This is a genomic window from Roseateles subflavus, assembly GCF_030285365.1.
GTDB lineage: Bacteria > Pseudomonadota > Gammaproteobacteria > Burkholderiales > Burkholderiaceae_C > Roseateles_B > Roseateles_B subflavus.
Genome location: NZ_JASVDS010000001.1, coordinates 23,860 through 47,779 on the forward strand (window position 1 = coordinate 23,860; position 23,920 = coordinate 47,779).

Genomic DNA, 23,920 nt, shown 5'->3' on the forward strand with positions numbered 1-23,920 from the left:
AGCGAGCTTTGTCTTCTGCGTGACACTCGCGCCGCCGGGGGCGCTTGCGGTCCCGCCGCCGCCTGCAGTGACGGAATGGCGGTGGTGGCGCCCCGCGGTGCGCGGGACGGGCAGACGGGCCCGCAAACGTGATCTCAGCACGCGGTCGGTCCCGAACTTTCGGCTACCCTTGCCGGCTTCGCTTCATTGCAGTTGAAGCCGACGCCGCCGATGCCCACCGTACTCACCGAACGTCTCACCGAACAGCTGACCCAGTGCCTGGCCGAGGCGCGCGATGCCCAGCATGAGGCCACGCTGGAGCTGGGTCTTGCCCGGGCGTCGGAAGCCTGGTCCCACGCCCGGCAGCTGGGATTCCTGGCCGAGCAGATCGAGGCGGGGCGGCTGCGTGTCTACTTCCATTACCGGCGCGGCGAGCTGCAGGAGATGCTGGAGCTCTCGCAGGAGGTCCAGGCGCTCATGCGGCCCCTGGGGCCCAGCGCCCAGCTGTGTGAACTGCTGCGCTGGACCAGCCTGGCGGCCTCCGAGCTGGGGGATTTCGAGACCGGGCTCAACTGCGCCAACGAAGGCCACGAGCTGGCCCGGGCCCTGGGGGACAAGCGCGTGCTCGCCGCCGCCCTCAATGCGCTGGGTGCCTGCTTCGAGCGCATGGGCGACCCCTGGCAGGCCGAGCGACTGATGAACGAGGCCGCCGCCCTGGCCCGGGACGAGGCCACGGCCTACGAACGCGTCATCACCCTGAACAACCTCTGCACGACGGCGCTGGGCGAGTACCACCTCATGCGCGACAGCGGCCACGAAAGCGCCTGCCAGGAGGCCCTGCAACGGGCGCTGCACTATGGGCGCGAGGTCCGCCCGCATGCGCGCCAGCTGGGCGAGCTCTATGCCCTGGCCCTGACGGACAGCAACCTCGGCGAGGTGCTCCTGCTGATGGGCGAGCTGGGCGAGGCCGAGCCTTATCTGCGTGCGGCGCTGGCCCAGGCCCAGGCGCGCCAGTTCGATGCCCTGGCCGGGCGTGTGCATTGCAACCTCGCCGAACTGGCGCTGGCCCAGGACGACCTTGCGCGGGCCTGGACCCATGTGCTGGCCGTGCAGGACGAAACCACCGTGCTGTTCAACAGCTACCAGGCCCTGCGCCTGCACCGCGTGGCCTACCGCTGCGCCAAGGCCGAGGGCAACCTCGACGAGGCCCTCCACCACCTCGAGGCCTTCCAGCGCCTGGAGCGCCGCCGCAGCGTGGCGCAGCTGATGGCGCAGTCGCGCTTCTTCGTCAGCCGCCTGGAGGCCGAGCAGGCCCGTGCCGCCGCGGACCAGGCCCACCAGAAGGTCAGCGTGCTCACCGCCCGCACCCAGGAGCTCGAGGCCCATGTCCAGCGCGACCCGCTGACCGGCCTGGGCAACCGCCGATTCCTCGAGGCCCGCATGCCGGCGCTGATCGTCGACTGCGAGCAGCAGCAGCGGGCGCTCACGCTGGCGCTGATCGACGCCGACCACTTCAAGCAGATCAACGACCAGCACGGCCACGCCATCGGCGATGCCGTGCTGCAGCAGCTGGCCCAGCTCCTGCGCGAGAACACGCGGGGCAGCGACCTGCTGCTGCGCTACGGTGGCGAGGAGTTCCTGGCGGTGCTGCCCGACACCGTCGCCGATCGCGCCTTCGAGGTCTGCGAGCGCCTGCGCCAGAGCGTGGAGACCCACCCCTGGCAAGACCTGGCCCCCGGCCTCGTGGTGACGCTGAGCATCGGCCTGGCCAGCGCCCCGCCCTACTCCACCGACCTGCTCATCAGCCGTGCCGATGCGGCCATGTACCGCGCCAAGCACCTCGGCCGCAATCGCGTCGCCCTGGCCTGATCGAGCGCCACGGCGACGCGGCCGAGCAGGCGTCACGGTCAGGCCTGAGCCGCACGGCGGCCCGGCTCAGCGTGGCGCCTGGACGAGGTTGCGCCCCTGCTGCTTGGCCCGGTAGAGGCCCTCGTCGGCGCGCAGCAGCACGGTCTCCGGGCTCGCATCCTGCCCTTCCACGGCCGCGACGCCGAAGCTGGCCGTGAGCGGGCGCTGGTCCGGCCCCCAGCGCAAGGGCAGGGCCTCCAGGTTTGCCCGCATGCGCTCCGCCACCAGTGCGGCGCCCGCGAGGTCCGTGTCGCAGAGCAGGATCACGAACTCCTCGCCGCCCCAGCGCCCCAGGGCATCGACATCCCGCACGCAGGGCCGCAGGGCGGAGACCAGGTCCTTGAGCGCCTGGTCGCCCGCGCCGTGGCCCATCACATCGTTGAGCGCCTTGAAGTGGTCCAGGTCCAGCAGCACCAGGGCGTAGGACTCCCCCCGCCGCCAGCGGGCGTGGGCCTGCTCCATCGCCTGACCCATGGCGCGGCGATTCAGGGCCTCGGTCAGCGGGTCGCACAGCGTGAGGCTGCGGATGTGCAGGATCAGCTTCGCCAGGACCAGGAAGGCCACGACCGCGTTGACCACCATGCCCAGCAGCAGGCCGGCCCACAGCCAGGCGACGTTGAAGCCGCTGCCGGCGCGCAGGTCCGGCGTGTTGCCGGGCCACAGCAGCGGCTCGACGGCGCGCACCACCAGCAGCAGCGTCAGCGCCCCCAGCGGCAGGCTCAGCGCCAGCGCGAAGGCCCGGCGCGTGTGGCGGCGCACCAGCCGGTAGGCATGCCAGGTCGCGAGCCCCAGCAGCGGCGCCTGCACGCCATAGAGCACCGTGGTGTGCAGGCGGAGCGGCCAGCCCAGGGGAAAGCCGGGCAGCAGGACGATGGCCAGGGCCATCAGGGCGGCCGGGGTGCGCCACGGCGGACGGCCCGCATCCATCCAGGCCGGGACCAGGCAGAGCAGGGCAAAGGAAGCCGTGCCGGCGAGGTCGGCCGCATAGACGGTCAGCCAGGGCTGCTGGAGCTCGCTCCGCAGGCCGCTGAGCAGCAGGGCGATCGCGAGGAAGACATTGGCTCCCGCCATCGCCCGCGAAGCCTGCGGCTGCAGCTTCAGGCCATAGGCGAAGACGCCCCACAGCAGACTGGCGATCAGCAGGATCAGGACCGTGGCGGCCAGCAGGGTCTGGGCGCTGACGGTCAGCATGGCGCACTCCCCGGCAGCGGGGCCAGACACACCTGGTTGCGCCCCTTGCTCTTGGCCATGTACATCGCGCGATCGGCGGCATCGACCAGGGCCTCGCCCACGAGCAGCTCACTGGCGCTGGCGGGCGGCACCCGCCCCCGGGACGGCGGCGCCGCACTGGAGAGCGCCAGCCCGAAGCTCGCCGTCAGCGACCAGTGGCGGCCGTGCCAGCTCCACACGCTGGTGGCCAGCGCCTCGCGCAGGCGCTCCGCGAGAACCATCGCCCCCGCCAGCGTGGTGTCGGGCAGCAGCAGCGCAAACTCCTCGCCGCCATAGCGCGCCGGGCAGTCCTGCTCGCGCACGGCGGCGCGCAGCAGACGCGCCACATGGCACAGCGCGGCATCGCCCGCGGCATGGCCCAGCTCGTCGTTGATCCGCTTGAAGTGGTCGAGGTCCAGCATCAGCAGCGCATGGACATGCCCCCGCTGCGCCCGCGCCTGCTGGCGGGCGAGCTGCTCGCGCAGCTCGCGCCGGTTGAAGAGCCCCGTCAGCGGGTCGTGCCTGGTGAGGGCCTCGATGCGCTGGATGAGCCGGCTCAGCACGAGCGCGACCAGCCCGCCGGAGATCGCCATCGCCAGCACCAGCCAGGCCGCCGCCAGGCCCGCATGCTGGCGTGGATCCTGCAACAGCCACTGCGGCGCCTGCTCAGGCTCCATCAGCGCGATGGCGCGCAGCATCAGGTAGGTCGTCATGGCCGCATACGGGGCGACGAGGCCCCCCCGCAGCCAGCCGTCGAGGCCGAGGCTGCCCAGCAGGAGGTCCCGCCCGGCCAGCAGGGCCAGCGCGGCCATGCACAGGGCGGTCAGCGCCATCGAGATCGGGGCCGGCAGGCCGGACAGCCGGGCCAGGTCGGCCAGCAGGCCGAGCGCCAGCAGACCCAGGAGGTCCAGCCGCTGCTGGCGCAGGCGCAGCAGCTGCCGCAGGCTCAGGCTGAGCAGCCCCAGCGCCACCAGCAGACAGATCCCGGACAGCTCGCGGAACGGCCCCGGGCCAGCCACCAGCGTGGGCAGCATCACCGTCTGCGCCATCGCCAGCAGGAGGCAGGCCCGCCGGGCAATGCGGAAGGGGAAGGCCAGCACCAACCAGACCCCCACGGCCAACACGCCAAACAGGGCGTTGACCAGGAGCAGGGTGCTGGAGTCCAGTTCGATCATGGGCGGCAAGTGAAAGGCCGGGCTGGCATTGGCTTGATGCGTGCCCATCTTCCCAGAGATTCGCCCCACGGACCCAGTCCGTTGGCATCGACTTTGACCCCACAATGAGTGCCATGAAGAAGATCGTCCTGATCACCGGCGCCAGCCGCGGCATCGGCGCCGCCACTGCCGTGCGCTGCGCCCGCGAGGGCTACGACGTGGCGCTCAACTACCACCGGGATGCCGCCGCGGCGGCGCAGGTGGCGGCACAGGTGCGGGCGCTGGGCGCCCAGGCGACGCTGCTGCAGGCCGATGTGGCCGATACCGCACAGGTGCTCGGCCTGTTCGAACGGCTGGACGCCCAGCTCGGCCCGCAGGCCCGCCTCACGGGGCTGGTCAACAACGCCGGCATCGTCGCGCCGCGGGCCCGCGTCGAGGAGATGAGCCCGGAGCGCTGGCAACGCGTCTTCGCGGTCAACGTGATGGGCACGATGCTGTGCGCCCGTGAGGCCGTGCGCCGCATGAGCCGCGCGCACGGCGGCTCGGGGGGCGCCATCGTCAACCTGTCCTCGCGCGCCGCGCTGCTGGGCTCGCCGGGGCTCTATGTGGACTACGCCGCGAGCAAGGCGGCGGTCGAGACCTTCACCGTCGGCCTGGCACGCGAGATCGCGACCGAGGGCGTCCGGGTGAACGGCGTGCGCCCGGGCATCATCGAGACCGACATCCACGCCGACAGCGGCATGGGCGACGAGCTCGCCGCCGCCGCGGCCGGCATTCCCATGCAGCGCCTGGGTCGCGCCGAGGAGGTGGCCGAGGCCATCGTCTGGCTGCTCTCCGACGCCGCCAGCTACACCACGGGCGCCCTGCTGGACGTCACCGGCGGCCGCTGAGACGGCATCACCCCAGGCGGAAGGAGTTCACGATGCCGGCCAGCGCCTGGGCCTGCTGAGCCAGGCTCGTCGCGGCGGCGGAGGACTCCTCCACCATGGCCGCGTTCTGCTGGGTGTTGGTGTCCAGCTGCGTGATGGCCGTGTTGACCTGCGCGATGCCGGCACTCTGCTCGCGCGTCGCGGTGGAGATGTTGCCCAGCATCGCCGTCACCTGCTGCACCTGCGTGACCAGCTCGGCCATGGTGCGGCCGGCCTCGGCGGCCACGACCGCCCCGCTCTCGACATGCGCGACGCTGTCCCCGATGAGGGTCTTGATCTCGCGGGCGGCCTGCGCGCTGCGCTGGGCCAGCACCCGCACCTCGCCGGCCACCACCGCGAAACCGCGGCCCTGTTCACCAGCCCGCGCGGCCTCGACCGCAGCATTGAGGGCGAGGATGTTGGTCTGGAAGGCAATGCCGTCGATCACGCCGATGATGTCCGCGATCTTCTTGGAGCTGCTGTTGATCTGGTCCATGGTGCTGACCACCCGGCCGACGGCCTCGCCGCTGCGCTCGGCCGTTCCCGAGGCCTCATGCGCCAGCACATTGGCCTGCTCGGCGGATGCGGCGTTGTTCTTCACGGCGGCAGCCATCTCGTCCATCGACGCGGCCGTCTGCTCCAGGGCCGAGGCCTGGATCTCGGTGCGGGCGCTGAGGTCGTGGCTGGCCTGCGAGATCTCGCCGGAGGCGTCCGAGACCGTGCCCGCGCTGCGGTGGATCTCGCGCACCGTCTGCGCCAGGCCCTCCTGCATCTCGCGCATGGCCTCCAGCAGCTGCCCGATCTCGTTGTGCTCCTGCAGCGCCGAGCGCTGGCTGAGGTCGCGCTCGCGAATGGCGTTGGCCAGGCGCAGCGCTTCCCGCAGCGGACGCATGATGGCCATGACCGTGCGCCAGGCCAGTGTCACCGCCGCCAGCACGGCGACGGCGAAGACCAGCAGCACGATCTGCACCGAGCGCCGGTAGGTGGCCTGACTCGTCGCGTACTCCGTCTCGGCCACGGCGAGCTGCTCGTCCACGAGCTCCGAGACGGCGCCGGTGAACGGGTCGATCGCGGGGTAGAGCTCCTTGGCGGCGAAGGCGTCGAGCGCCTCGCGGTCCTGGCGGGTCAGGATGTCCCGCAGCCGTCTCGCCGCGGCCTCGGCCGCCCCCTTCAGCGGCTTGGCCTTCGCCAGCAGCTCGGCCTCGTGCCCCTCGATCAGGGTCTCGTTGTAGGCCTTCCAGTACGTGGCGATGCTGCGCTCGGCCTCATCCAGCAGGCGCAGGCCCGCGGCCGTGTCCAGCGTGCCGGCGCGGACCTTGTGGGTGGTGTCCACGATGTTGACGGCGTAGGCGTCGGAGATCTGCTTCAGCTGCTTGAGCGGCACCACGCGGTCGTTGTAGACCGTCTCCATGGCCGCGTTCACGCGCCCAAGGGCATGAAGGCTCCAGCCACCACTGATGCCCAGGAGGACGATCAGCAGGCCCGAGAACAGGACCAGACGACTCTTGATGCTTCCGAACCGCATAGGAAAGCTCCCGGGGCGATGCCTTGTGAGCCAACTGTAGCGCTGCGACCCTACGGGGAACAGGGTTTGCGTCACGCCATGTGCTTCAGCGTCGTTCCACGATCACAGGCGTGAGCGCCAGCGCCTGGCGCATGCGTTCGGCGGCGCTGCGGGCGTCCTCCCGGCTGGCGTAGGGCCCGGCCTGGAGGCGGTGGATCTGGGCCTCCTTGAAGATCGCCAGCAGCGGCGCCATCCAGTCCAGCTCCTGGCTGAGCTTCTGGCGGAAGGCCTCGGCGCCGTCCATGCGGGAGAAGGCCCCCAGCTGCACCCAGAAGCCCTTGCTGGCCGCCTTCGGGGCGGCACCGCCGTCGGGGATGCCGGGCGCGGCGCCGGTCTGGGCCAAGGGCGGATCGATGGCGGCGCGGGGGGCCGGAGGCGGGGTCAGGTCTTGCGGCAGGCCCGCGCCGCCCTGGACGACCGGCGGGAGCGCCGCCGCCGCGGGGGCCGGCGCGACAGGCGCGACGGGCGCAGCGGGCGCGGCCGCGCGGCCGTCGCGCGCCTGCGCCAGCCGCGTGGCGTCGTCCCGACGCTGCCAGGCACCGGTGCGGATGTCGTCGTAGGTGATGCGCTCGACCTCCACCGGCGTCACGCCGCGCAGCACGTCCAGCTTGAGCGCGGCGGTGTAGCTGAGATCGACGATGCGGCCGGGGTGGAAGGGCCCCCGGTCGTTGATGCGCACGATGACCTCCCGCCCGTTGGCCGGGTTGCGCACCCGCGCGTAGCTGGGGATGGGCATGGTGGCGTGGGCTGCCGTCATGGCGTACATGTTGTAGAGCTCGCCGCTGGAGGTCGGCCGGCCGTGGAACTTGCGGCCGTACCAGGACGCGAGGCCGCGCTCGGTCAGCGGGCTGTCGTCCGTCAGGGGCTCGTAGCGCTGGCCGGCCACCTCGTAGGGCTTGTTGGGGCCGCCCTTGCGGATCGGCTCCAGGCGCGGTTCGGCATCCGGGACCTGGCCGAGGTTGGGCGGCACCTGCGCCTGCGGACCGTCGCGGTCCGCGCCCGGCGCTGGCGCGCGCGGGACGCCCGGCCCAGGCGAGGGCAGCGGCGCGCGGCTCGCGCAGCCGCCCAGCAGGGCCAGCACGAGCAGCCCGGCGCTGGCGAGCGGCGTAAGCGGGTGCCGCCGGCCCTGCCCGGACGGCGGAGGGAACGGCAGCGAGAACGAGGCAGGCAGGGACGCGGGCCCAGCGGCCAGGCAGACCCGGGCGGCCGTCCGGAAAAGGGGCGGTCGTGACATGGGCGCAACCCTAAACCATGCCGGCGGTCACGCCAAGGGCTTCGCGCCGGGGACGGTGGGCTTGTATGCTGCGGGCTTCGCCGAAGCCGCCCTGCGCCATGAACAGCGACTACATCTTCACGCCCCCCGAGCAGCCCAGCGCCGCCGTGCGCGGCACCGAGCGCCGCTACGCCGTCTCCCGCATCTTCTGCGTCGGCCGCAACTACGCCGCCCACGCCCGCGAAATGGGCGGAGACCCCAGCCGCGAGCCGCCCTTCTACTTCACCAAGCCGCCCTCCGCCCTCGTGCACAGCGGCGCCACCGTGCCCTACCCGCCCGGCACGCGGGACTACCACTACGAGATGGAGCTGGTGATCGCCCTGGGCGCGCCGGTGTTCAAGGTGAGCCCCGAGGTCGCGCGCGCCGCCATCTGGGGCTTCGCGCCCGGCCTGGACATGACCCGCCGCGACCTGCAGGCCGAGGCCAAGAAGGCCGGCCGGCCCTGGGACGTCGCCAAGGGGTTCGAGCAGTCCGCCGTGCTGGGCGAGCTGGTGCGCGTGGCCGAGTGCGGCCCCATGGACGCCGGCGCCATCACCCTGGCCGTCAACGGCGTCCAGAAGCAGCGCGGCGACCTGGCGGACATGATCTGGAACGTGGCGGAGATCGTCGCCAACCTCTCCCAGTTCTATCACCTCAAGCCGGGCGACCTGATCTACACCGGCACGCCCGATGGCGTGGGCCCGGTGCTGCCGGGCGACCGCCTCGAGGGCGAGATCGCCGGCCTGGGCGCCATCGCCCTGACAATCGGGCCTGCCGAATGACTTCCGGGCGCCGTGGCGGCGCCCTGCACCGCTGTTCCTGATCCTGCCATGTTCGACCACGACGAATCCCTGCAAGAGGCGCGCGAGCGCAACATCCGCGATGCCCTGTTCGAGGACATCGGCCGCTGCGACTGGACGGCGCAGCTGGTGCCCGCCGGGCGTGCCGTGAAGGCGCATGTGCGCGTCCGCGAGGACGCCGTGCTGTGCGGCCGGGACTGGTTCGAGGGCGTCTTCCGGGCGCTGGACCCGTCGAGCCGCATCGACTGGTGCTATGAGGAAGGCGCCCGCATGCAGGCGGACACGCTCGTGTGCCACCTCGTGGCGGACGGCCGCGCGCTGCTGAGCGCCGAGCGGCCGGCCCTGAACTTCCTGCAGCTGCTGTCGGCCACGGCCACGCTCACGCGCCAGCACGTCGATGCCATCGCCGGCGCCAGCCCGAACCCGCGCGGCTGCGCCGTACTGGACACCCGCAAGACGGTGCCCGGCCTGCGTCTGGCGCAGAAGTACGCCGTGCGCGTGGGCGGCGGCGCCAACCAGCGCCTGGCGCTCTACCACGGCATCCTGATCAAGGAGAACCACATCGCCGCGGCCGGCGGGGTGGGCGCGGCGCTCCGGGCCGCACAGGCCCTGGACGCGGGCGTGGACATCCAGATCGAGGTCGAATCCATCGCCGAGCTGCGCGAGGCCCTGGAGGCCGGCGCGCAAAGCGTGCTCCTGGACAACTTCACCGAAGCCATGATGCGCGAGGCCGTGGCGCTGAACGCCGGGCGGGCGCTGCTCGAAGTGTCCGGCGGCGTGGCCCTGGACCAGCTGCGCTGGATCGCGGCCACCGGCGTGGACCGCATCTCCATCGGCCGGCTCACGAAGGACGTGAAGGCCGTGGACTACTCCATGCGCGTCGAAGGTCCGGCCGACAGACAGGGCTGACACCCGCCCCGCCTGCGTACACTCCCGGGGCTGCGCGGCCGGGGCATGAGGCTCCGGCGCTGAGGGAGTGACATGGATCCACGCTTCAAACCCAGGCCCAAGCTCTGGCCCGCCACGCTGCCGGTGCGGGTGCAGGCCTTCTGCATCGACGCCGCCCTGCTGGTCATGCTCGGCGCCCCCCTGCTGTGGGTGAGCCAGCATCGGCTGGTCAGCCGGCTGGACGACTTCAGCCCGGTCAGCCTCTTCGTCAACTGGCTGCTGCCGGCGCTGTACTTCATCGGTTTCTGGACCTGGCAGGGCGCCAGCTTCGGCATGCTGTTCAGCGGCATCCGGGTGGTGGACTTCTACACCGGCGAGAAGCCGACGCTGAAGCAGACCGCGCTGCGCTGGATCGGGGCCGTGGTGTCCCTGCTGCCGCTGGGGCTCGGCCTGTGGTGGGCCGCGGCGGATGCGCGCGGCCAGAGCTGGCATGACCGCCTGGCCGGCACCCAGGTCGTGTGGCGCCGCGCGCGGGTCGAAGGTGAACCCGAGGAGATGGGCTACCTCCAGCGCCACTGGCTGGGCGAGCAGAGCCTGGTGCAGAGCTTCTGGATCAACAACCTGCTGCTGTCCACGCCCATGGCCATGCTCATCACCGGGCTGATGAGCTGGATCGGCGCCAAGGGCGAGCACCTGCAGGCCGGCGCCATCGCCGTGATGCTCGGCTGGCCCCTGATGCTGGCCCTGCACACCTGGTGCGTGGTGGGCGCCTGGCGCTCCGCGGGCCGCTACCTGGACCGCAACGGCTCCGCGCTGTGGGGCTACGGCGCCCGCCTGCTGATGGGCCTGGGCATGCTGCAGATCGCGGCGTCGCTGCTCGTGGGCTTCCTGCCGCAGCTGGGCGAGTACTGGCAGATGGCCCGCGGCATCGACCCGATCGGCCGCACCGAGTTCCACGTGGCCGAGGACGGCAGCACCGTGCGCCTGGAAGGGCCCATCGGCATGGGCGACGCCACGCGCCTGGACGCCATCCTGAAGGCGCAGCCGCAGCTGCAGCGCTTCGAGCTGCAGTCGCCCGGCGGGCGGGTCTACGAGGCCGAGCGCATGGCGGAGATGATCGCCGGCCGCTCCGGCGCCAGCACCACGGTGGTCGAGCATTGCGAGAGCGCCTGCACGATCCTCTTCCTGGCGGCGCCCAAGCGCCAGCTGATGCCCGATGCCCGGCTCGGCTTCCACCGCGCCTCCACCGGCACCTACAACCCCGTCTTCGAGGAGCTGGCCAACAAGGAGCTCGAGAAGACCTACCGCAACCTGAACCTGCCGGAGCACTTCATCACCCGCACGCTGAAGACGCCGTCCCGCAGCATGTGGTACCCGACGATGGACGAGCTGATCAGCCACGCGCTGATCCCCGAGCCGCCCAAGACCCTCGACATCTTCCTGCCCATGGGCACCGACAGCCCGGTGCGGGCCTATGTCGAGGCCCTGAACGCGAACCCGGCCTGGTATGCCCTCGAGGGCCGCACGACCGGCAGCATCGAGCAGGCGGCCCAGCGCATGCAGGCGGCCCGCCAGGCCGGCCTGCCCGACGACGCCGTCCAGACGGCCGGCTACATGGTGGTCGCCGAGCAGATGGCGACGATGATCCACGAGCTGCGGCCCGTGCAGCGGCACAAGCTGGTGCAGCAGGTCGAGGCCGAGCTGAAGGCCGCCAAGGCCCAGAGCCCCGAGGCCTGCCAGGGCCTGCTCGCCGGCCAGCTGATCCTGCGCCGGCTCCTGCCGCTGGAGCTGCAGGTGGGCAGCAGCAGCTGGCTGCAGGAGGCCGTCAACGCGCCCAAGGAGCGCCGTGCCAGCAATCAGCCCACGGCCGTCGAGCTGGAGGTCGTGCGACGCAGCCTGGGCGGCCTGGCGCCCGGCATGCTGGCGCACTGGTGGGGCCCGCAGCCCGGCGCCGCGGCCGCCCCGCGCTGCGACCAGGTCCTGCAGTTGCTGCGCCAGAGCGGTGCCTTGCGCACCCCCCAGCGCGAGCTGGCCGAGCGGCTGATGTTCCAGGTGCCGGGCTGAGCGCCCGGACGCTGCGGCGGAGGCCTGCCCCGGTGGTGCTCAGCGGAACCAGTCCTCGTCGGGCAGGCGGGCGAACACCCGCCGCAGCCCCTCCCCCCAGCCGCGACGCAGCCGGTTGAAGTAGGGGTCGTCCCCGTCCACGCGGTGCGGTTGGGCCGGCGCCAGACTGTCCGTGCGATACAGCAGCAGGTCCAGCGGCAGGCCCACCGAGAGGTTGGAGCGGATCGTCGAGTCGAAGGAGATCAGCGTGCACTTCGTGGCCTCGGTGAGGCTGGAGTCGAAGTCGATCACGCGGTCGATGATGGGCTTGCCGTACTTGGACTCGCCGATCTGGAAATACGGTGTGTCCTCGGTCGCCTCGATGAAGTTGCCTTGCGGATAGACGTGGAAGAGGCGCGGCGGCTCGCCGCGGATCTGCCCGCCCACGAGAAAGTTCGCCCCGAAGTCCACGCCCTGGCTGAGCGTGCCGCTGCCGGCGTCGCGCTCGACCACCTCGCGCAGCGTGCGCCCCAGCAGCTCGGCCGCCTGGTACATCGAGGGCACGTTCAGCAGGTGCGGCCCGTCCTGGTGCAGGCGCTGGCGCAGCAGGCTCAGCACGCTCTGCGTGGTGGCCAGGTTGCCGGCATTGAGCAGGGTGATGAGCCGTTCGCCCGGCGTCTCGAAGATGCTCATCTTGCGGAAGGTGGCGATGTGGTCCACCCCGGCATTGGTGCGGGAGTCCGATGCGAAGAGCAGGCCGGCCCGCAGGCGCATGGCAACACAGTAGGTCATGGCAGCAGCTTAGCGCGAAGTGCAGCGCCCCCTGGCGGCCGGGCCACGGGGAACAGGGATCGGGGCCCGCTCATTGCTGGGCCGCCGCCTGCTGCACCGCCACCTGGGTGCGCAGCGCCTCCGCGCCGCCGCCCAGACGCATCCCGCGCACGGGGCAGGCATCGAGGTAGTCCAGGCCCACGGCCAGCCGGACATGGCGGCCATTGGCCAGACACTGGTTGGACACATCGAAACCCAGCCAGCCGACCTCCGCCCCGCGCTGCAGGCGCACCTCGGCCCAGGCATGGCTGGCCACGTGGGCGGCGTCGGTGGCGAGGTAGCCACTGACGTAGCGCGCCGGCAGCCCGAGCAGACGGGCGAGCGAGACGAAGACCTGCGCATGGTCCTGGCACACGCCATGGCCGCTGGCGAAGGCCTCCGTCGCGGCGGTGGCGACATCGGTGGCGCCCGGCGTGTAGGGCATGCGGCCCGCCAAGGCCCCCATGAGCTGCGCCAGGCCCTCCACGGCATCGGCCTGCACGGCGGCGGCATGCGCGGCGGCGAAATCCCGCATGGCCTCGTCCGCGCGGGTCAGCGCGCTCTCGCGCAGGAAGACGGGCGGCGGCAGCGCATCGTCGCTGAGGTCCGGCCGGGGCGCCTCGTCCAGCGTCTCGACCTCGCCCTCGGCCACGAGATGGATCTCATGCCGCGGGCCGTCCAGCGTCAGCACATGCAGCACGTTGCCGTAGGCGTCGCGCGTGACGCTCGCCGGGGCCGGCAGGCGCAGCTGCCAGCGCCGCACCTGCAGGCCCATGCCGGGACGGGGCGTCAGGCGCAGGTACTGCGTGGAGCGGGCAAGCGGCCGCTCGTACTGGTAGACCGTCTCATGGGCGATGTGCAGGTGCATGGCTGGCTCCGGCCCGGTCAGTGGGCCTCGAAGTAGGCGCGCCGGATGGCATCCCCCAGGCGGGCCGACTCCGCCAGGAAACCCGTCAGCCAGCGGTGCAGCCCCTCGGAGAGGATCTCGTCGACGGCGCCGTACTGCAGCTGCAGCGCCAGCTGCCCGGCCCACTGCTTGACCTCGCGACCGGCGTCGCCGGCGCCGTCCAGCGATTCGATCAGGGGCAGCAGCGCACAGACCTCGTCGCAGCAGGCCCGCAGCGAACGCGGCACGTCCGGGCGCAGGATCAGCAGCTCCGTCACGCGGCGCGCGTCGAGCGCATCGCGGTAGGCCGCATGGTAGGCCTCGAACGCGGAGAGCGAGCGCAGCAGCGCGCTCCAGGCGTAGAAGTCCGGCGCGCTGTCACTCGGCGCATCGACGGGCGAGAGGCTGGCCACGGCGGGCTCGATCAGCTGGCTCTTGACGTCCAGCAGCCGCGCCGTGTTGTCCGCCCGCTCGATGAAGGTGCCCAGGCGGATGAAGCAGTAGGCGTCGTTGCGCTGCAGCGTGCCGTAGGTCGCCCCGCGGAACAGGTGCGAGCGCTCCTTCACCCAGTCGAAGAAGGCCGAGACGCTGGGCAGCCCCGTCGGGGGCAGCTTGCGGGCCTCCAGCCAGGTGCTGTTGATGGCCTCCCACATCTCCGCGGTGATCTGCCCGCGCACGGCATGCGCGTTCTCGCGCGCCTCGCGCAGGCAGGACAGCACCGAGGCCGGGTTCTCGAGGTCCAGGGCCATGAAGCGGAAGAGCCGGTCGGCCTGCAGCTCGCCATAGCGCTGGCCGTAGAGCTCCAGCGTGCCGGTCACGGCCAGCGGTGCGGCCAGCTCGGTCATGCCGCCGCGCGACTGCGGCAGCAGCGACAGCGAGTGCGTCACGTCCAGCATGCGCACGAGGTTCTCCGCGCGTTCCAGGTAGCGACTCATCCAGTAGAGCTGCGAGGCGGTGCGAGACAGCATGGGGGGCTCCGGTCAGTTTTCGAGAATCCAGGTGTCCTTGGTGCCACCACCCTGGCTGCTGTTCACCACCAGCGAGCCCTGCTTGAGCGCCACGCGCGTGAGCCCGCCCGCCACGAGGCTGATCTCGCGGCCGCTCAGCACGAAGGGCCGCAGGTCGATGTGGCGCGGCGCGATGCCGGCCTCGACGAAGGTGGGGCAGCTCGAGAGGCACAGCGTGGGCTGCGCGATGTAGTTCGCCGGGTTGGCCTTCACCCGCGCGCGGAAGTCGTCCACCTCCGCCGCGGTGGAGGCCGGCCCCACCAGCATGCCGTAGCCGCCCGCGCCGTGGACCTCCTTCACCACCAGGTCCTGCATGTGGCTCAGCACGTGATCCAGGTCCTGCGGCTTGCGGCACTGCCAGGTCGGCACGTTGTGCAGGATGGGCTCCTCGCCGAGGTAGAAGCGGATCATGTCCGGCACGTAGGGGTAGATGGACTTGTCGTCCGCCACGCCGGTGCCGATGGCATTGGCGAGGATCACATGCCCCTGCTTGTAGACGGACAGCAGCCCGGGCACGCCGAGCATGGAATCGGCGCGGAAGGCCAGCGGGTCGAGGAAGGCGTCGTCGATCCGGCGGTAGATCACGTCCACGCGCTTGGGCCCGACGGTCGTGCGCATGTAGAGGAACTCGTCCTTCACGAAGAGGTCCTGCCCCTCGACCAGCTCCACCCCCATCTGCTGCGCGAGGAAGGCATGCTCGAAATAGGCGCTGTTGAAGGGCCCCGGCGTGAGCACCACCACCGTCGGGTTCTCCGCGAGGCTCGCGTGGCGCAGCGTGTTGAGCAGCAGCGTCGGGTAGTGGGCGACCGGCGCGATGGGGTAGCGCGCGAAGAGCTCCGGGAAGAGCCGCATCATCATCTTGCGGTTCTCCAGCATGTAGCTCACGCCGCTGGGCACGCGCAGGTTGTCCTCCAGCACGTAGTAGCCGCCGTCCGCATGGCGGATGAGATCGACGCCGGTGATGTGGGCGTAGATCCCGTGCGGCAGGTCCAGGCCCTGCATGGCGCTCTGGTACTGCGCATTCGCGAAGACCTGCTCGGCCGGGATCAGCCCGGCCTTGACGATCTCATGGTCGTGGTAGATGTCCCAGAGAAAGCGGTTCAGCGCCGTCACGCGCTGGCGCAGGCCGCGCTCCAGCAGCTGCCAGTCCGCGGCCGGCACGATGCGGGGCACGGTGTCGAAGGGGATGAGCCGCTCGGCCCCCGCCTCGTCGCCGTAGACCGCGAAGGTGATGCCCACCTTGTGGAACAGCAGGTCCGCCTCGGCCCGCTTGTGGGCCAGGTCCTGCGGCGTGCGGGCCTGCAGCCAGTGGGCGAAGGCCTGGTAGTGCGGCCGGATGGCGCCGCTCTCGAGCAGCATCTCGTCGTAGTGGCCCGGCGGGGGCAGGGTCAGCGCATGCATGGGGACTCCAGAAGCCTCTGCTCACAGACCTTGCAAGGTGCATGCCCAGACCTTGACTGGCGCCAGGCCGTCCGGTGCACGAGTCGGGTGCGTGAAAACCCTGAAGCCCGTGCATGACGCCACCTGCTGGTGCGGCGCCGCACCACCTCGCTTCATGAAACGCGCGTGAAACTCTGTGGAATACGTCGCCTTGCGCGAAATTAGGGCGCGCAGCCCATCACTTCTGCGCGCTTTCCCCGAGACGCGCCGGGCGCCGGCTTGCATAGCATGCGGGAACGCCAGAGGCCGTGTCGTTCCGTAACACCGAGAACGTCAAAGCCCGCGATTCACAGAACGTCGAAGGGAATCCATGCTGAACCACACACCCGCTCATCCGGCACGCCCGCTCGTCGCCGCACTGCTGGGTCTGGCCCTGGCCGCATCCGGCCTCGCACAGGCGCAGGGCCTCAGCGTGGGCGCCATCCTCCCGGAATCCTGGCCCAGCGCCGCGCAGGCCGAGGACATGCGCGACGGCATGACCCTGGCCCTCAAGACCAGCTCCCTGCAGCCCGCACCGAAGCTCGTCATCAAGGACAGCGGCTGCGACGCCAAGAAGGCGCAAGCCGCGGCGCAGGGCTATGTGGCCGCCAAGGTGGACCTCGTCATCGGCGGCTTCTGCGTGCTGGGCGAGGTGCCCGCCACGCTCAAGGCGGCCAACATCCCCATGGTCTCGGCCAACGCCGAGCGCCTCAAGAGCCATGACGGCCTGATCCAGCTGGGCCGCGTCGGTGCCGGCGCCGCCGAGGAGATTGCGGCCAAGCTGCGCTCCCAGACCGGCCTGCGCGTCACCGCCTCCAGCGCCTGCTGGATCGACTTCGAGACCCCCGTCTCCGACAAGTACGACGCCGGCCTGTGCCCCACGCTGCCGGTGGACAAGTCCCGCTGGAGCGAGGTGGCCGCCGCCTACGAGGCGGCCTTCCGCAAGCCCTTCAGCGTCTCCGCCGCGCGCGGTCACGCCGCCATGGAGGTGGCGCTGGCCTACCTCAAGAAGCAGCGCACGGCCTCGCGCGCCGCTGCCGCCGGTGAGGCGCTGAACGCCCGCACCGTGCTCGGCCAGCCCCTGGCCAAGGACAGCATCGTGCCGGAAGACGCGCTGCAGCTGAGCTTCGCGAACCGCACCGTCAAGCCCGGCAGCCGCGATGCCCAGGTCATGGACCAGCTCGTCAAGGCCAAGAGCTGCGACTGCAAGTCCGGCCCGGACTGCGGCAAGGGCACGCCCTGGGCCGGCATGCCCTTCACCGTCGTGCCGCCCGGCAAGCAGCCGGCCGCCTGCCCGCAGGTGCTGGCCAGCCGCTGATCCCGGCCCGGCGGAGGGCGCCGGCCGCTGGCAGGCTTCTTGCAAACCTGCCGCGCATGCCCTCCTCTGCCTGCCCTGATCCCGACGTTTCCGTGGCGCCCGGCGGCCCGGCCCCCGGCGCCGGCTGGCTGGCCCGACTGCAGCTGCAGGCGCAACGCGAGGGCGAACGCACCGTCACCCGCAGCCGCCATCACGGCCCGCTGCGCGTGCTCCGCCACCTCTATCCCGAAGGCCCGCGCATCGCCCACGAGGTGCTGGTCCACCCGCCCAGCGGCCTGGTGGGCGGCGACCGGCTCGAGATCGGGCTGGACCTCGACGCCGGCAGCCATGTGCTGATGAGCACGCCCGGCAGCACCCGCTTCTACCGCAGCAACGGCCCCTGGGCCGCGCAGCGCGTCGAGGCCCGGCTCGGCGAGGGCGCGCGCCTGGAATGGCTGCCGCTGGAGACCATCGCCCACCCCGGCTGCCGCGCCCGCAACGAGGTCCGGGTCGAGATGGCGCCGGGCGCCGAGCTGTTCTGGTCGGAGGTGCTGTGCCTGGGCCTGCCGGCCAGCCGGCTGGCCTTCGACCACGGCTGCTTCGAGCAGTCCCTCGACATCGTGGGGCAGTGGCGCGAGCGCGCCCTGCTGGACGGCACCGACGCGCTGCTGCTGGACAGCGGCCCGGGCCTGGCCGGCCGACGCTGCCTGGGCACGCTGCTGATGGTGCGGGCCGAGCCCTGGCAGCGCACGGACCTCACGGACTGGTGCGAGGCCAGCCATGCGCTGATCGAGACGCATGAGGCCCGCGTGTCGCCCGCCCTGGGCCTGCGCGCGGGTGTCACCGCGCCCGGCCCGCAGGTGCTGCTCCTGCGCGTGCTGGCGCAGCAGGCCGAGCCCGTCCAGGCGCTGCTGCGGGCCACGTGGGCCCTGTGGCGCGCGCGGGCCTGGGGCCTCACGCCTTTGCCGCCGCGGACCTGGTCCTTCTGAGCCCCGCCCCGGCCGGCTCTGGCGGCTACAGCGCCATCATCTCGCGCACGCCGCGCTCGGCGAGCAGATGGGCGGGTCCGCAGGACAAGACCTGACCCCGCTCCAGCAGCAGGTAGTCGTCGGCCAGGGCGGCCGCGAAGTCGTAGTACTGCTCGCACAGCAGCACGGCCATGGGCTGGCCGTCCAGGCCCTCGCCGGCCAGGCGCCTCAGCACGCGGCCGATGTCCTGGATGATGTTGGGCTGGATGCCCTCGGTGGGCTCGTCCAGCACCAGCAGCCGGGGCCCCGGCGCCAGCGCCCGGGCGATGGCGAGCTGCTGCTGCTGCCCGCCCGAGAGATCGCCGCCGCGACGCCCGCGCATCTGCGCCAGCACCGGGAAGAGCTCGTACAGCGCCTCGGGCACGGGCGTGCGGCCGGGACGGCTCGCGAGGCCCATGCGCAGGTTCTCCTCCACCGTCAGCCGCGAGAAGATCTCCCGCCCCTGCGGCACGTAGCCGATGCCGCGCCGCACCCGCTGGTGGGTGGGCAGCTTGGTGATGTCCTCGCCGGCGTAGCGCAGCGTGCCGGCACGCACCGGCAGCAGGCCCATCAGCACCTTGAGCAGCGTCGTCTTGCCGACGCCGTTGCGGCCGAGCAGCGTGGTGATGCGGCCGACCTCGCAGCGCAGGGAGACCTCGCGCAGGATGTGCGAGCCGCCGTAGAACTGGTGCAGGCCGGAGGCCTCGAGCAGGGGGGTCATGCGTGCGTCCTTCGCAGCCTCGGTGGCGGGCTCAGCGGCCCAGATAGACCTCGATCACCCGCTCGTCGGCCTGCACCTGCGGGAGCGTGCCTTCGGCCAGCACGCGCCCTTCGCAGAGCACCGTCACCTTCTCGGCGATGCGGGCGATGAAGCTCATGTCATGCTCGACGACGACCAGCGAGTGCCGGCCCCGCAGGCTCAGGAAGAGCTCCGCGGTGCGCTCGGTCTCCTGGTCCGTCATGCCGGCCACGGGTTCATCGAGCAGCAGCAGCTGCGGGTCCTGCGCGAGCAGCATGCCGATCTCCAGCCACTGCTTCTGCCCGTGGCTCAGCAGCCCGGCGAGGCGCTCCGGGCAGTCGCGCAGGCGCACGAGCTGCAGCAGCTCGTCGATGCGGTCGCGCTGCTCGCCGCTCAGGGGCCGCCACAGCGCCGCGCCCACCCGCCGCGAGCCCCGCACCGCGAGGCTGAGGTTGTCCCAGACGCTGAGCGCCTCGAACACACTGGGCTTCTGGAACTTGCGCCCCAGGCCCAGGCTCGCGATCTCGGACTCCTGGTACTGCAGCAGGTCCAGCGTCGCGCCGAACCAGACCTGGCCGCTGTCCGGGCGGGTCTTGCCGGTGATGACGTCCATCATCGTCGTCTTGCCCGCGCCATTGGGGCCGATGATGCAGCGCAGCTCGCCAGGCGCGATGTCCAGGCTGAGCCGGTCCAGCGCCTGGAAGCCGTCGAAGCTCACGCTGACCTCGTCGAGGTACAGGATGCGGCCGTGCCGCAGGTCCACCGCGCCGGGCGACAGCACGGCGCCCGGCCGGGCCGCCCGCGCACCGGCCAGGCGCGCGGCGCCCGCTTCCAGCAGCTCGGGATTCATGGCGTGCCCCCTTCGTCGCCGGGACCGGGAGGCGTGCGGGCCGGGCGCCGCCGCCCGGCCATCGCGCGGCCCAGCAGGCCGGCCAGCCCCTGGGGCAGGAACAGCGTCACCGCCACGAAGAGCGCCCCCAGCAGGTACAGCCACATGTCAGGCGCGAGCACCGTCAGCCAGCTCTTCGTGCCATTCACCGCGAAGGCGCCGAGCATCGGCCCCCACAGGCTGCCGCGCCCGCCCACGGCGGCCCACACGGCGATCTCGATGCTGTTGGCCACGCTCATCTCGCTCGGGTTGATGATGCCCACCTGCGGCACGTACAGCGCGCCGGCCACGCCGCACAGCATGGCCGAGAGCGTCCACAGGAAGAGCTTGTAGGACAGGGGCTGGTAGCCCATGAAGCGCAGACGCGGCTCGGCATCGCGCAGCGCGAGCAGCACCCGGCCGAAGCGGCCCCGCGTCAGCCAGCGTGCGCCAAGAAAGGCCAGCAGCAGCGCCCCGGCGCTCAGCCCGCAGAGCACGGCACGCATGCCCGGGGTGGCCAGCGGCAGGCCCAGCAGACGCTTGAAGTCCGTGAAGCCGTTGTTGCCGCCGAAGCCGGTCTCATTGCGGAAGAAGAGCAGCATGGCCGCGTAGGTCAGCGCCTGCGTGATGATCGAGAAGTACACGCCCTGGATGCGCGAGCGGAAGGCGAAGAAGCCGAAGACCAGCGCCAGCACGCCGGGCACCAGCGGCACCAGCAGCAGCGTGGCGAGGAAGCTGTCGCTGAGCTGCCAGTGCCAGGGCAGCGTCTTCCAGTCCAGGAAGACCATGAAGTCGGGCAGCTCGCTCTGGTACTGCCCGTCACGGCCGATCTGCCGCATCAGGTGCATGCCCATCACGTAGCCGCCCAGCGCGAAGAACAGACCGTGGCCGAGCGAGAGGATGCCCGCGAAGCCCCAGATCAGGTCCATGGCCAGGGCGCACAGGGCGTAGCAGCAGAACTTGCCGACGAGCGAGACGCCATACGCGCCGAGATGCAGCGCGTGCGTCGGCGGCACCAGGCCGTGCAGCACGGGCACGCCGATGACCGCCAGCAGGAACAGCGCAGCCCACAGCGCCCAGGCCGGCCGGGACAGCAGCGCCGGCGGGGCCGGCAGGGGCGACAGGGAATCAGCAGGCGTGGCGGCCTTCATTCAGCACGTCCTTTCATGGCGAACAGGCCCTGCGGCCGCTTCTGGATCACGGCGATGAGGATCACGAGCAGGGCGATCTTGGCGAGCACGGCGCCGAGGCCGGCTTCCAGCGCCTTGGCCGCCAGGCCCAGCCCCAGGGCCGCATACACGGTGCCGGCCAGCTGCCCCACCCCGCCGAGCACGACGACCATGAAGGCATCGACGATGTAGGACTGGCCGAGGTCGGGCCCCACATTGCCGATCTGGCTCAGCGCGCAGCCGGCGAGGCCGGCGAGGCCCGACCCCAGCGCGAAGGCGTAGGTGTCGACCCGCGCGGTGGCCACGCCCACGCAGCTCGCCATGCGGCGGTTCTGCGTGACGGCGCGCACGAAGAGCCCGAGGCGCGTGCGCTGCAGCAGGAAGGCCATGCCCAGCAGCACGACGGCCGCGAAGCCGACGATCAGCAGGCGATTGAAGGGCAGGCTCAGCGAGGGCATCAGCTGCCATCCCCCGCTCATCCAGGCCGGGTTCTCGACGCTCACGTTCTGCGCGCCAAAGAGGCTGCGCACCGTCTGCATCAGCACGAGGCTCAGGCCCCAGGTCGCCAGCAGCGTCTCGAGCGGCCGGCCGTAGAGCCAGCGCAGCACGAGGCGCTCCATCAGCGCGCCGACGGCCGCGGCGGCCAGGAAGGCCACGGGCAGCGCGGCCAGCAGGTAGTAGTCGAAGGCGCCCACGGGCAGCCACTGACGGAAGGCCCCCTGCACGCCCCAGGTGGCGTAGGCGCCGATCATCATCAGCTCGCCGTGCGCCATGTTGATCACGCCCATCAGCCCGTAGGTGATGGCCAGACCCAGGGCCACCAGCAGCAGCACCGAGCCGAGGCTGAGGCCGGTGAAGAGCTGGGCCGCGCGCTCGCCCCAGGCCAGGCGGTCCTGCAGGGCCTTGAGCGACCCCTGCAGCGCGCCGCGCACCGCGGGGTCGGTCTCGGTCGCGAGCTGCTCGCGCAGCACGGGCTCCAGGGCGGGGTCATCGGCCTGCCCGAGCGCGCGGGCCGCCCGCAGGCGCTCGGCGGCCTCGGGGCTCGCCAGGCGGGCGGCGGCCAGCGTGCGCTGCAGCAGTGCACGCACGGCCGGCACCGGCTCCTGCGCCCAGGCCGCCTCCATCGGGGCGACCCAGGCCAGATCCGGCGCCTCGCTGAGCACGCGCGCGGCCTGCAGGCGCTGGGCCGGGTCGGACGACGGCAGCCGCCGCAGCGCCAGCGCGCGCTCCAGCCGGGCCCGCAGGCGGTTGTTGAGCGGCGGCTCCTGCAGATCCGCCGGACAGGCACCGGCGGCCGCCGGACCGGGCAGCGGCTGGCATTGCGTGGGGGACCGCGCCTGCCACAGCCGACCGTCCGCGCCCACGCGCAGCTGCTCGGCGCCCCAGGCCTCCAGCAGCGCCAGGCTGGCCGGCCCCGGGTCGCGGGCCAGGCGCTCGATGAGCGCGAGGCGCGGCTCCGGGTCCTCGTCCAGCAGGGTCTGGGCGTCGGCGCCCGCGTCCGGCTGGGCCGCCGCGGGCAGGCTGAGCAGCAGGGCCAGCACCAGCAGAGGCAGGCGGTGCCAGCGCAGCGTCCGGAGCATCGACAGGATCGGCAGGGGCATGGTGGCGTCCGTTCAGCGCTTCACAGGCTCAGGCTCACTTCTTGGCGGGCTCGTCGGGCTTCTTGTCGTTGCCCTCGATGTAGGGGCTCCAGGGCTTGGCCTTGACCGGGGCGGGCGTCTTCCAGACCACGCTGAATTGGCCGTCGGCCTTGATCTCGCCGATGAACACCGACTTGTGCAGGTGGTGGTTCTTCTCGTCCATCTTGGAGACGATGCCCGAGGGCGCCGTGAAGGTCTGGCCCGCCATCGCGGCGATGACCTTGTCCACGTCGGTCGTCTTGGCCTTCTCGACCGCCTGCTTCCACAGGTGGATGCCGATGTAGGTGGCCTCCATCGGGTCATTGGTCAGCGGCTTGTCCTTGTGGCCGGCCAGGCCCTTGGCCTTGGCGTAGTCGCTCCACTTCTTGATGAACTCGGTGTTGGCCGGGTTCTTGATGGACATGAAGTAGTTCCAGGCCGCCAGGTGGCCGACCAGCGGCTTGGTGTCCACGCCGCGCAGCTCCTCCTCGCCGACCGAGAAGGCCACCACCGGCACGTCCTTGGCCTTCAGGCCGGCATTGCCCAGCTCCTTGTAGAAGGGCACGTTGGAATCGCCGTTGATGGTGGACACCACCGCCGTCTTGCCGCCGGCCGAGAACTTCTTGATGTCCGCGACGAGGGTCTGGTAGTCGCTGTGGCCGAAGGGGGTGTACTTCTCGTCGATGTCGCTGTCCTTCACGCCCTTGCTCTTGAGGTAGGCGCGCAGGATCTTGTTGGTGGTGCGCGGGTAGACGTAGTCGGTGCCCAGCAGCACCCAGCGCTTGGCCCCGCCGCCGTCCTTGCTCATTAGGTAGTCGACCGCCGGGATGGCCTGCTGGTTGGGCGCGGCGCCCGTGTAGAACACATTCTTGGACAGCTCCTCGCCCTCGTACTGCACGGGGTAGAAGAGCAGGCCGTTGAGTTCCTCGACCACCGGCAGCACGGACTTGCGCGACACCGAGGTCCAGCAGCCAAAGATCACGGCGACCTTGTCCTGCGTGAGCAGCTGCTTGGTCTTCTCGGCGAAGAGCGGCCAGTTGGAGGCCGGGTCCACGACGACGGGCTCGAGCTTCTTGCCCAGCACGCCGCCCTTGGCGTTGATCTCGTCGATGGCCATCAGCACGGTGTCCTTGAGCACCGTCTCGGAGATGGCCATGGTGCCCGAGAGGCTGTGCAGCACGCCGACCTTGATGGTGTCGGCCGCCCAGGCGGGCACGCTGACGCCGAAGGCCAGGGCGCTGGCCGCGGCGAGGGTGCGCAGCGCGTGGCGGCGCGAGGACACGATGGGCAGGGGGCGGTCGAGGGACATGCGGGGCTCCTTGGGTGGATGGAGGTCCGGCGCCTCAGTGGCACCGGCTGAAGCCCATGCTAGGGAGCGCCCCCCGTTCCGCCCA

At 71.6% G+C, this 23,920-nt stretch carries 20 protein-coding genes; 7 read left to right on the forward strand and 13 right to left on the reverse strand.

The features are described from left to right. Positions 1–210: 210 nt before the first annotated feature. On the forward strand, positions 211–1,848 hold the full coding sequence (locus tag QRD43_RS00095) for a GGDEF domain-containing protein (RefSeq protein ID WP_285980428.1): 1,638 nt from the start codon (positions 211–213) through the stop codon (positions 1,846–1,848). A 66-nt stretch (positions 1,849–1,914) separates the two neighbouring features. On the opposite strand, the gene QRD43_RS00100 is transcribed toward QRD43_RS00095, so the two are convergent. Further along, positions 1,915–3,078: a GGDEF domain-containing protein gene (locus tag QRD43_RS00100; protein ID WP_285980429.1), complete on the reverse strand. Its 1,164-nt coding sequence runs from the start codon at positions 3,076–3,078 to the stop codon at positions 1,915–1,917. Beyond that, positions 3,072–4,319: a GGDEF domain-containing protein gene (locus QRD43_RS00105; RefSeq protein ID WP_285980430.1), complete on the reverse strand. Its 1,248-nt coding sequence runs from the start codon at positions 4,317–4,319 to the stop codon at positions 3,072–3,074. The genes QRD43_RS00100 and QRD43_RS00105 overlap by 7 nt, the downstream gene beginning before the upstream one ends. A gap of 65 nt (positions 4,320–4,384) precedes the next feature. Between QRD43_RS00105 and QRD43_RS00110 the strand changes: the two genes are divergently transcribed. Then, positions 4,385–5,140 (forward strand): SDR family oxidoreductase, encoded by a 756-nt coding sequence (locus tag QRD43_RS00110; protein WP_285980431.1) that lies wholly within the window; start codon positions 4,385–4,387, stop codon positions 5,138–5,140. A gap of 7 nt (positions 5,141–5,147) precedes the next feature. Here the strand turns inward: QRD43_RS00110 and QRD43_RS00115 are convergent, their stop codons facing one another. Both QRD43_RS00115 and QRD43_RS00120 read right to left on the reverse strand, forming a co-directional pair. Beyond that, positions 5,148–6,683 (reverse strand): methyl-accepting chemotaxis protein, encoded by a 1,536-nt coding sequence (locus QRD43_RS00115; RefSeq protein ID WP_285980432.1) that lies wholly within the window; start codon positions 6,681–6,683, stop codon positions 5,148–5,150. An 85-nt stretch (positions 6,684–6,768) separates the two neighbouring features. After that, positions 6,769–7,956, reverse strand: coding sequence for a septal ring lytic transglycosylase RlpA family protein (locus tag QRD43_RS00120; RefSeq protein ID WP_342399028.1), 1,188 nt, complete (start codon positions 7,954–7,956; stop codon positions 6,769–6,771). A 98-nt stretch (positions 7,957–8,054) separates the two neighbouring features. On the opposite strand from QRD43_RS00120, the gene QRD43_RS00125 reads away from it, so the two are divergent. The 3 genes from QRD43_RS00125 to QRD43_RS00135 all read left to right on the forward strand — a co-directional run bounded on the left by QRD43_RS00125 (position 8,055) and on the right by QRD43_RS00135 (position 11,726). After that, a complete protein-coding gene (locus tag QRD43_RS00125; protein ID WP_285980433.1) occupies positions 8,055–8,756 on the forward strand; it encodes a fumarylacetoacetate hydrolase family protein in 702 nt (233 codons plus the stop codon). A gap of 48 nt (positions 8,757–8,804) precedes the next feature. Beyond that, positions 8,805–9,683 carry a carboxylating nicotinate-nucleotide diphosphorylase gene (gene nadC / locus QRD43_RS00130; RefSeq protein ID WP_285980434.1) on the forward strand — a complete coding sequence of 293 codons (879 nt, stop codon included), beginning with the start codon at positions 8,805–8,807 and terminating at the stop codon, positions 9,681–9,683. A 72-nt stretch (positions 9,684–9,755) separates the two neighbouring features. Next, complete coding sequence (locus tag QRD43_RS00135) at positions 9,756–11,726, forward strand: RDD family protein (protein ID WP_285980435.1); 1,971 nt, start codon at positions 9,756–9,758, stop codon at positions 11,724–11,726. 39 nt (positions 11,727–11,765) lie between these two features. Here the strand turns inward: QRD43_RS00135 and QRD43_RS00140 are convergent, their stop codons facing one another. The 4 genes from QRD43_RS00140 to QRD43_RS00155 all read right to left on the reverse strand — a co-directional run bounded on the left by QRD43_RS00140 (position 11,766) and on the right by QRD43_RS00155 (position 15,809). Further along, entirely contained in the window at positions 11,766–12,497 is a 732-nt protein-coding gene (locus tag QRD43_RS00140) for a proteasome-type protease (RefSeq protein WP_285980436.1), read from the reverse strand. Positions 12,498–12,567: 70 nt separating this feature from the next. Next, a complete protein-coding gene (locus QRD43_RS00145) occupies positions 12,568–13,383 on the reverse strand; it encodes a transglutaminase family protein (RefSeq protein WP_285980437.1) in 816 nt (271 codons plus the stop codon). 17 nt (positions 13,384–13,400) lie between these two features. Next, a complete protein-coding gene (locus tag QRD43_RS00150; RefSeq protein ID WP_285980438.1) occupies positions 13,401–14,369 on the reverse strand; it encodes an alpha-E domain-containing protein in 969 nt (322 codons plus the stop codon). Positions 14,370–14,381: 12 nt separating this feature from the next. Beyond that, positions 14,382–15,809: a circularly permuted type 2 ATP-grasp protein gene (locus QRD43_RS00155; RefSeq protein WP_350339826.1), complete on the reverse strand. Its 1,428-nt coding sequence runs from the start codon at positions 15,807–15,809 to the stop codon at positions 14,382–14,384. Between the two features lie 349 nt (positions 15,810–16,158). On the opposite strand from QRD43_RS00155, the gene QRD43_RS00160 reads away from it, so the two are divergent. Then, positions 16,159–17,145: a type 1 periplasmic-binding domain-containing protein gene (locus tag QRD43_RS00160; RefSeq protein WP_285980439.1), complete on the forward strand. Its 987-nt coding sequence runs from the start codon at positions 16,159–16,161 to the stop codon at positions 17,143–17,145. A 56-nt stretch (positions 17,146–17,201) separates the two neighbouring features. Beyond that, positions 17,202–18,113, forward strand: a complete 912-nt coding sequence (locus tag QRD43_RS00165; protein ID WP_285980440.1) for an urease accessory protein UreD — start codon at positions 17,202–17,204, stop codon at positions 18,111–18,113. A gap of 25 nt (positions 18,114–18,138) precedes the next feature. Here the strand turns inward: QRD43_RS00165 and urtE are convergent, their stop codons facing one another. From urtE to urtA, 5 genes are read right to left on the reverse strand one after another with little or no spacing between them, the layout of a single operon-like run. Next, entirely contained in the window at positions 18,139–18,843 is a 705-nt protein-coding gene (gene urtE, locus QRD43_RS00170) for an urea ABC transporter ATP-binding subunit UrtE (protein WP_434063822.1), read from the reverse strand. Between the two features lie 40 nt (positions 18,844–18,883). Further along, on the reverse strand, positions 18,884–19,720 hold the full coding sequence (gene urtD, locus QRD43_RS00175; RefSeq protein WP_285980442.1) for an urea ABC transporter ATP-binding protein UrtD: 837 nt from the start codon (positions 19,718–19,720) through the stop codon (positions 18,884–18,886). Further along, positions 19,717–20,889 (reverse strand): urea ABC transporter permease subunit UrtC, encoded by a 1,173-nt coding sequence (gene urtC / locus QRD43_RS00180; protein WP_285980443.1) that lies wholly within the window; start codon positions 20,887–20,889, stop codon positions 19,717–19,719. Before urtC ends, urtD begins: the two co-directional genes overlap by 4 nt. Beyond that, positions 20,886–22,508, reverse strand: coding sequence for an urea ABC transporter permease subunit UrtB (gene urtB / locus QRD43_RS00185; RefSeq protein ID WP_285980444.1), 1,623 nt, complete (start codon positions 22,506–22,508; stop codon positions 20,886–20,888). Before urtB ends, urtC begins: the two co-directional genes overlap by 4 nt. Positions 22,509–22,542: 34 nt before the next feature. Further along, complete coding sequence (gene urtA, locus QRD43_RS00190) at positions 22,543–23,835, reverse strand: urea ABC transporter substrate-binding protein (protein ID WP_285980445.1); 1,293 nt, start codon at positions 23,833–23,835, stop codon at positions 22,543–22,545. Positions 23,836–23,920: the final 85 nt, after the last annotated feature.

Excerpts from the sequence above, each read along its gene's own strand:
- urtA (WP_285980445.1), bottom strand. The coding sequence starts at position 23,835 with ATGTCCCTCGACCGCCCCCTGCCCATCGTGTCCTCGCGCCGCCACGCG.
- QRD43_RS00140 (WP_285980436.1), bottom strand. The coding sequence starts at position 12,497 with ATGACCTACTGTGTTGCCATGCGCCTGCGGGCCGGCCTGCTCTTCGCA.
- urtB (WP_285980444.1), bottom strand. The coding sequence starts at position 22,508 with ATGCCCCTGCCGATCCTGTCGATGCTCCGGACGCTGCGCTGGCACCGC.
- QRD43_RS00155 (WP_350339826.1), bottom strand. The coding sequence starts at position 15,809 with ATGCATGCGCTGACCCTGCCCCCGCCGGGCCACTACGACGAGATGCTG.
- urtD (WP_285980442.1), bottom strand. The coding sequence starts at position 19,720 with ATGAATCCCGAGCTGCTGGAAGCGGGCGCCGCGCGCCTGGCCGGTGCG.
- QRD43_RS00125 (WP_285980433.1), top strand. The coding sequence starts at position 8,055 with ATGAACAGCGACTACATCTTCACGCCCCCCGAGCAGCCCAGCGCCGCC.
- urtC (WP_285980443.1), bottom strand. The coding sequence starts at position 20,889 with ATGAAGGCCGCCACGCCTGCTGATTCCCTGTCGCCCCTGCCGGCCCCG.
- QRD43_RS00100 (WP_285980429.1), bottom strand. The coding sequence starts at position 3,078 with ATGCTGACCGTCAGCGCCCAGACCCTGCTGGCCGCCACGGTCCTGATC.
- QRD43_RS00165 (WP_285980440.1), top strand. The coding sequence starts at position 17,202 with ATGCCCTCCTCTGCCTGCCCTGATCCCGACGTTTCCGTGGCGCCCGGC.
- QRD43_RS00110 (WP_285980431.1), top strand. The coding sequence starts at position 4,385 with ATGAAGAAGATCGTCCTGATCACCGGCGCCAGCCGCGGCATCGGCGCC.
- QRD43_RS00150 (WP_285980438.1), bottom strand. The coding sequence starts at position 14,369 with ATGCTGTCTCGCACCGCCTCGCAGCTCTACTGGATGAGTCGCTACCTG.
- QRD43_RS00105 (WP_285980430.1), bottom strand. The coding sequence starts at position 4,319 with ATGGGCACGCATCAAGCCAATGCCAGCCCGGCCTTTCACTTGCCGCCC.
- QRD43_RS00160 (WP_285980439.1), top strand. The coding sequence starts at position 16,159 with ATGCTGAACCACACACCCGCTCATCCGGCACGCCCGCTCGTCGCCGCA.
- QRD43_RS00145 (WP_285980437.1), bottom strand. The coding sequence starts at position 13,383 with ATGCACCTGCACATCGCCCATGAGACGGTCTACCAGTACGAGCGGCCG.
- QRD43_RS00095 (WP_285980428.1), top strand. The coding sequence starts at position 211 with ATGCCCACCGTACTCACCGAACGTCTCACCGAACAGCTGACCCAGTGC.
- QRD43_RS00135 (WP_285980435.1), top strand. The coding sequence starts at position 9,756 with ATGGATCCACGCTTCAAACCCAGGCCCAAGCTCTGGCCCGCCACGCTG.
- nadC (WP_285980434.1), top strand. The coding sequence starts at position 8,805 with ATGTTCGACCACGACGAATCCCTGCAAGAGGCGCGCGAGCGCAACATC.
- QRD43_RS00120 (WP_342399028.1), bottom strand. The coding sequence starts at position 7,956 with ATGTCACGACCGCCCCTTTTCCGGACGGCCGCCCGGGTCTGCCTGGCC.
- QRD43_RS00115 (WP_285980432.1), bottom strand. The coding sequence starts at position 6,683 with ATGCGGTTCGGAAGCATCAAGAGTCGTCTGGTCCTGTTCTCGGGCCTG.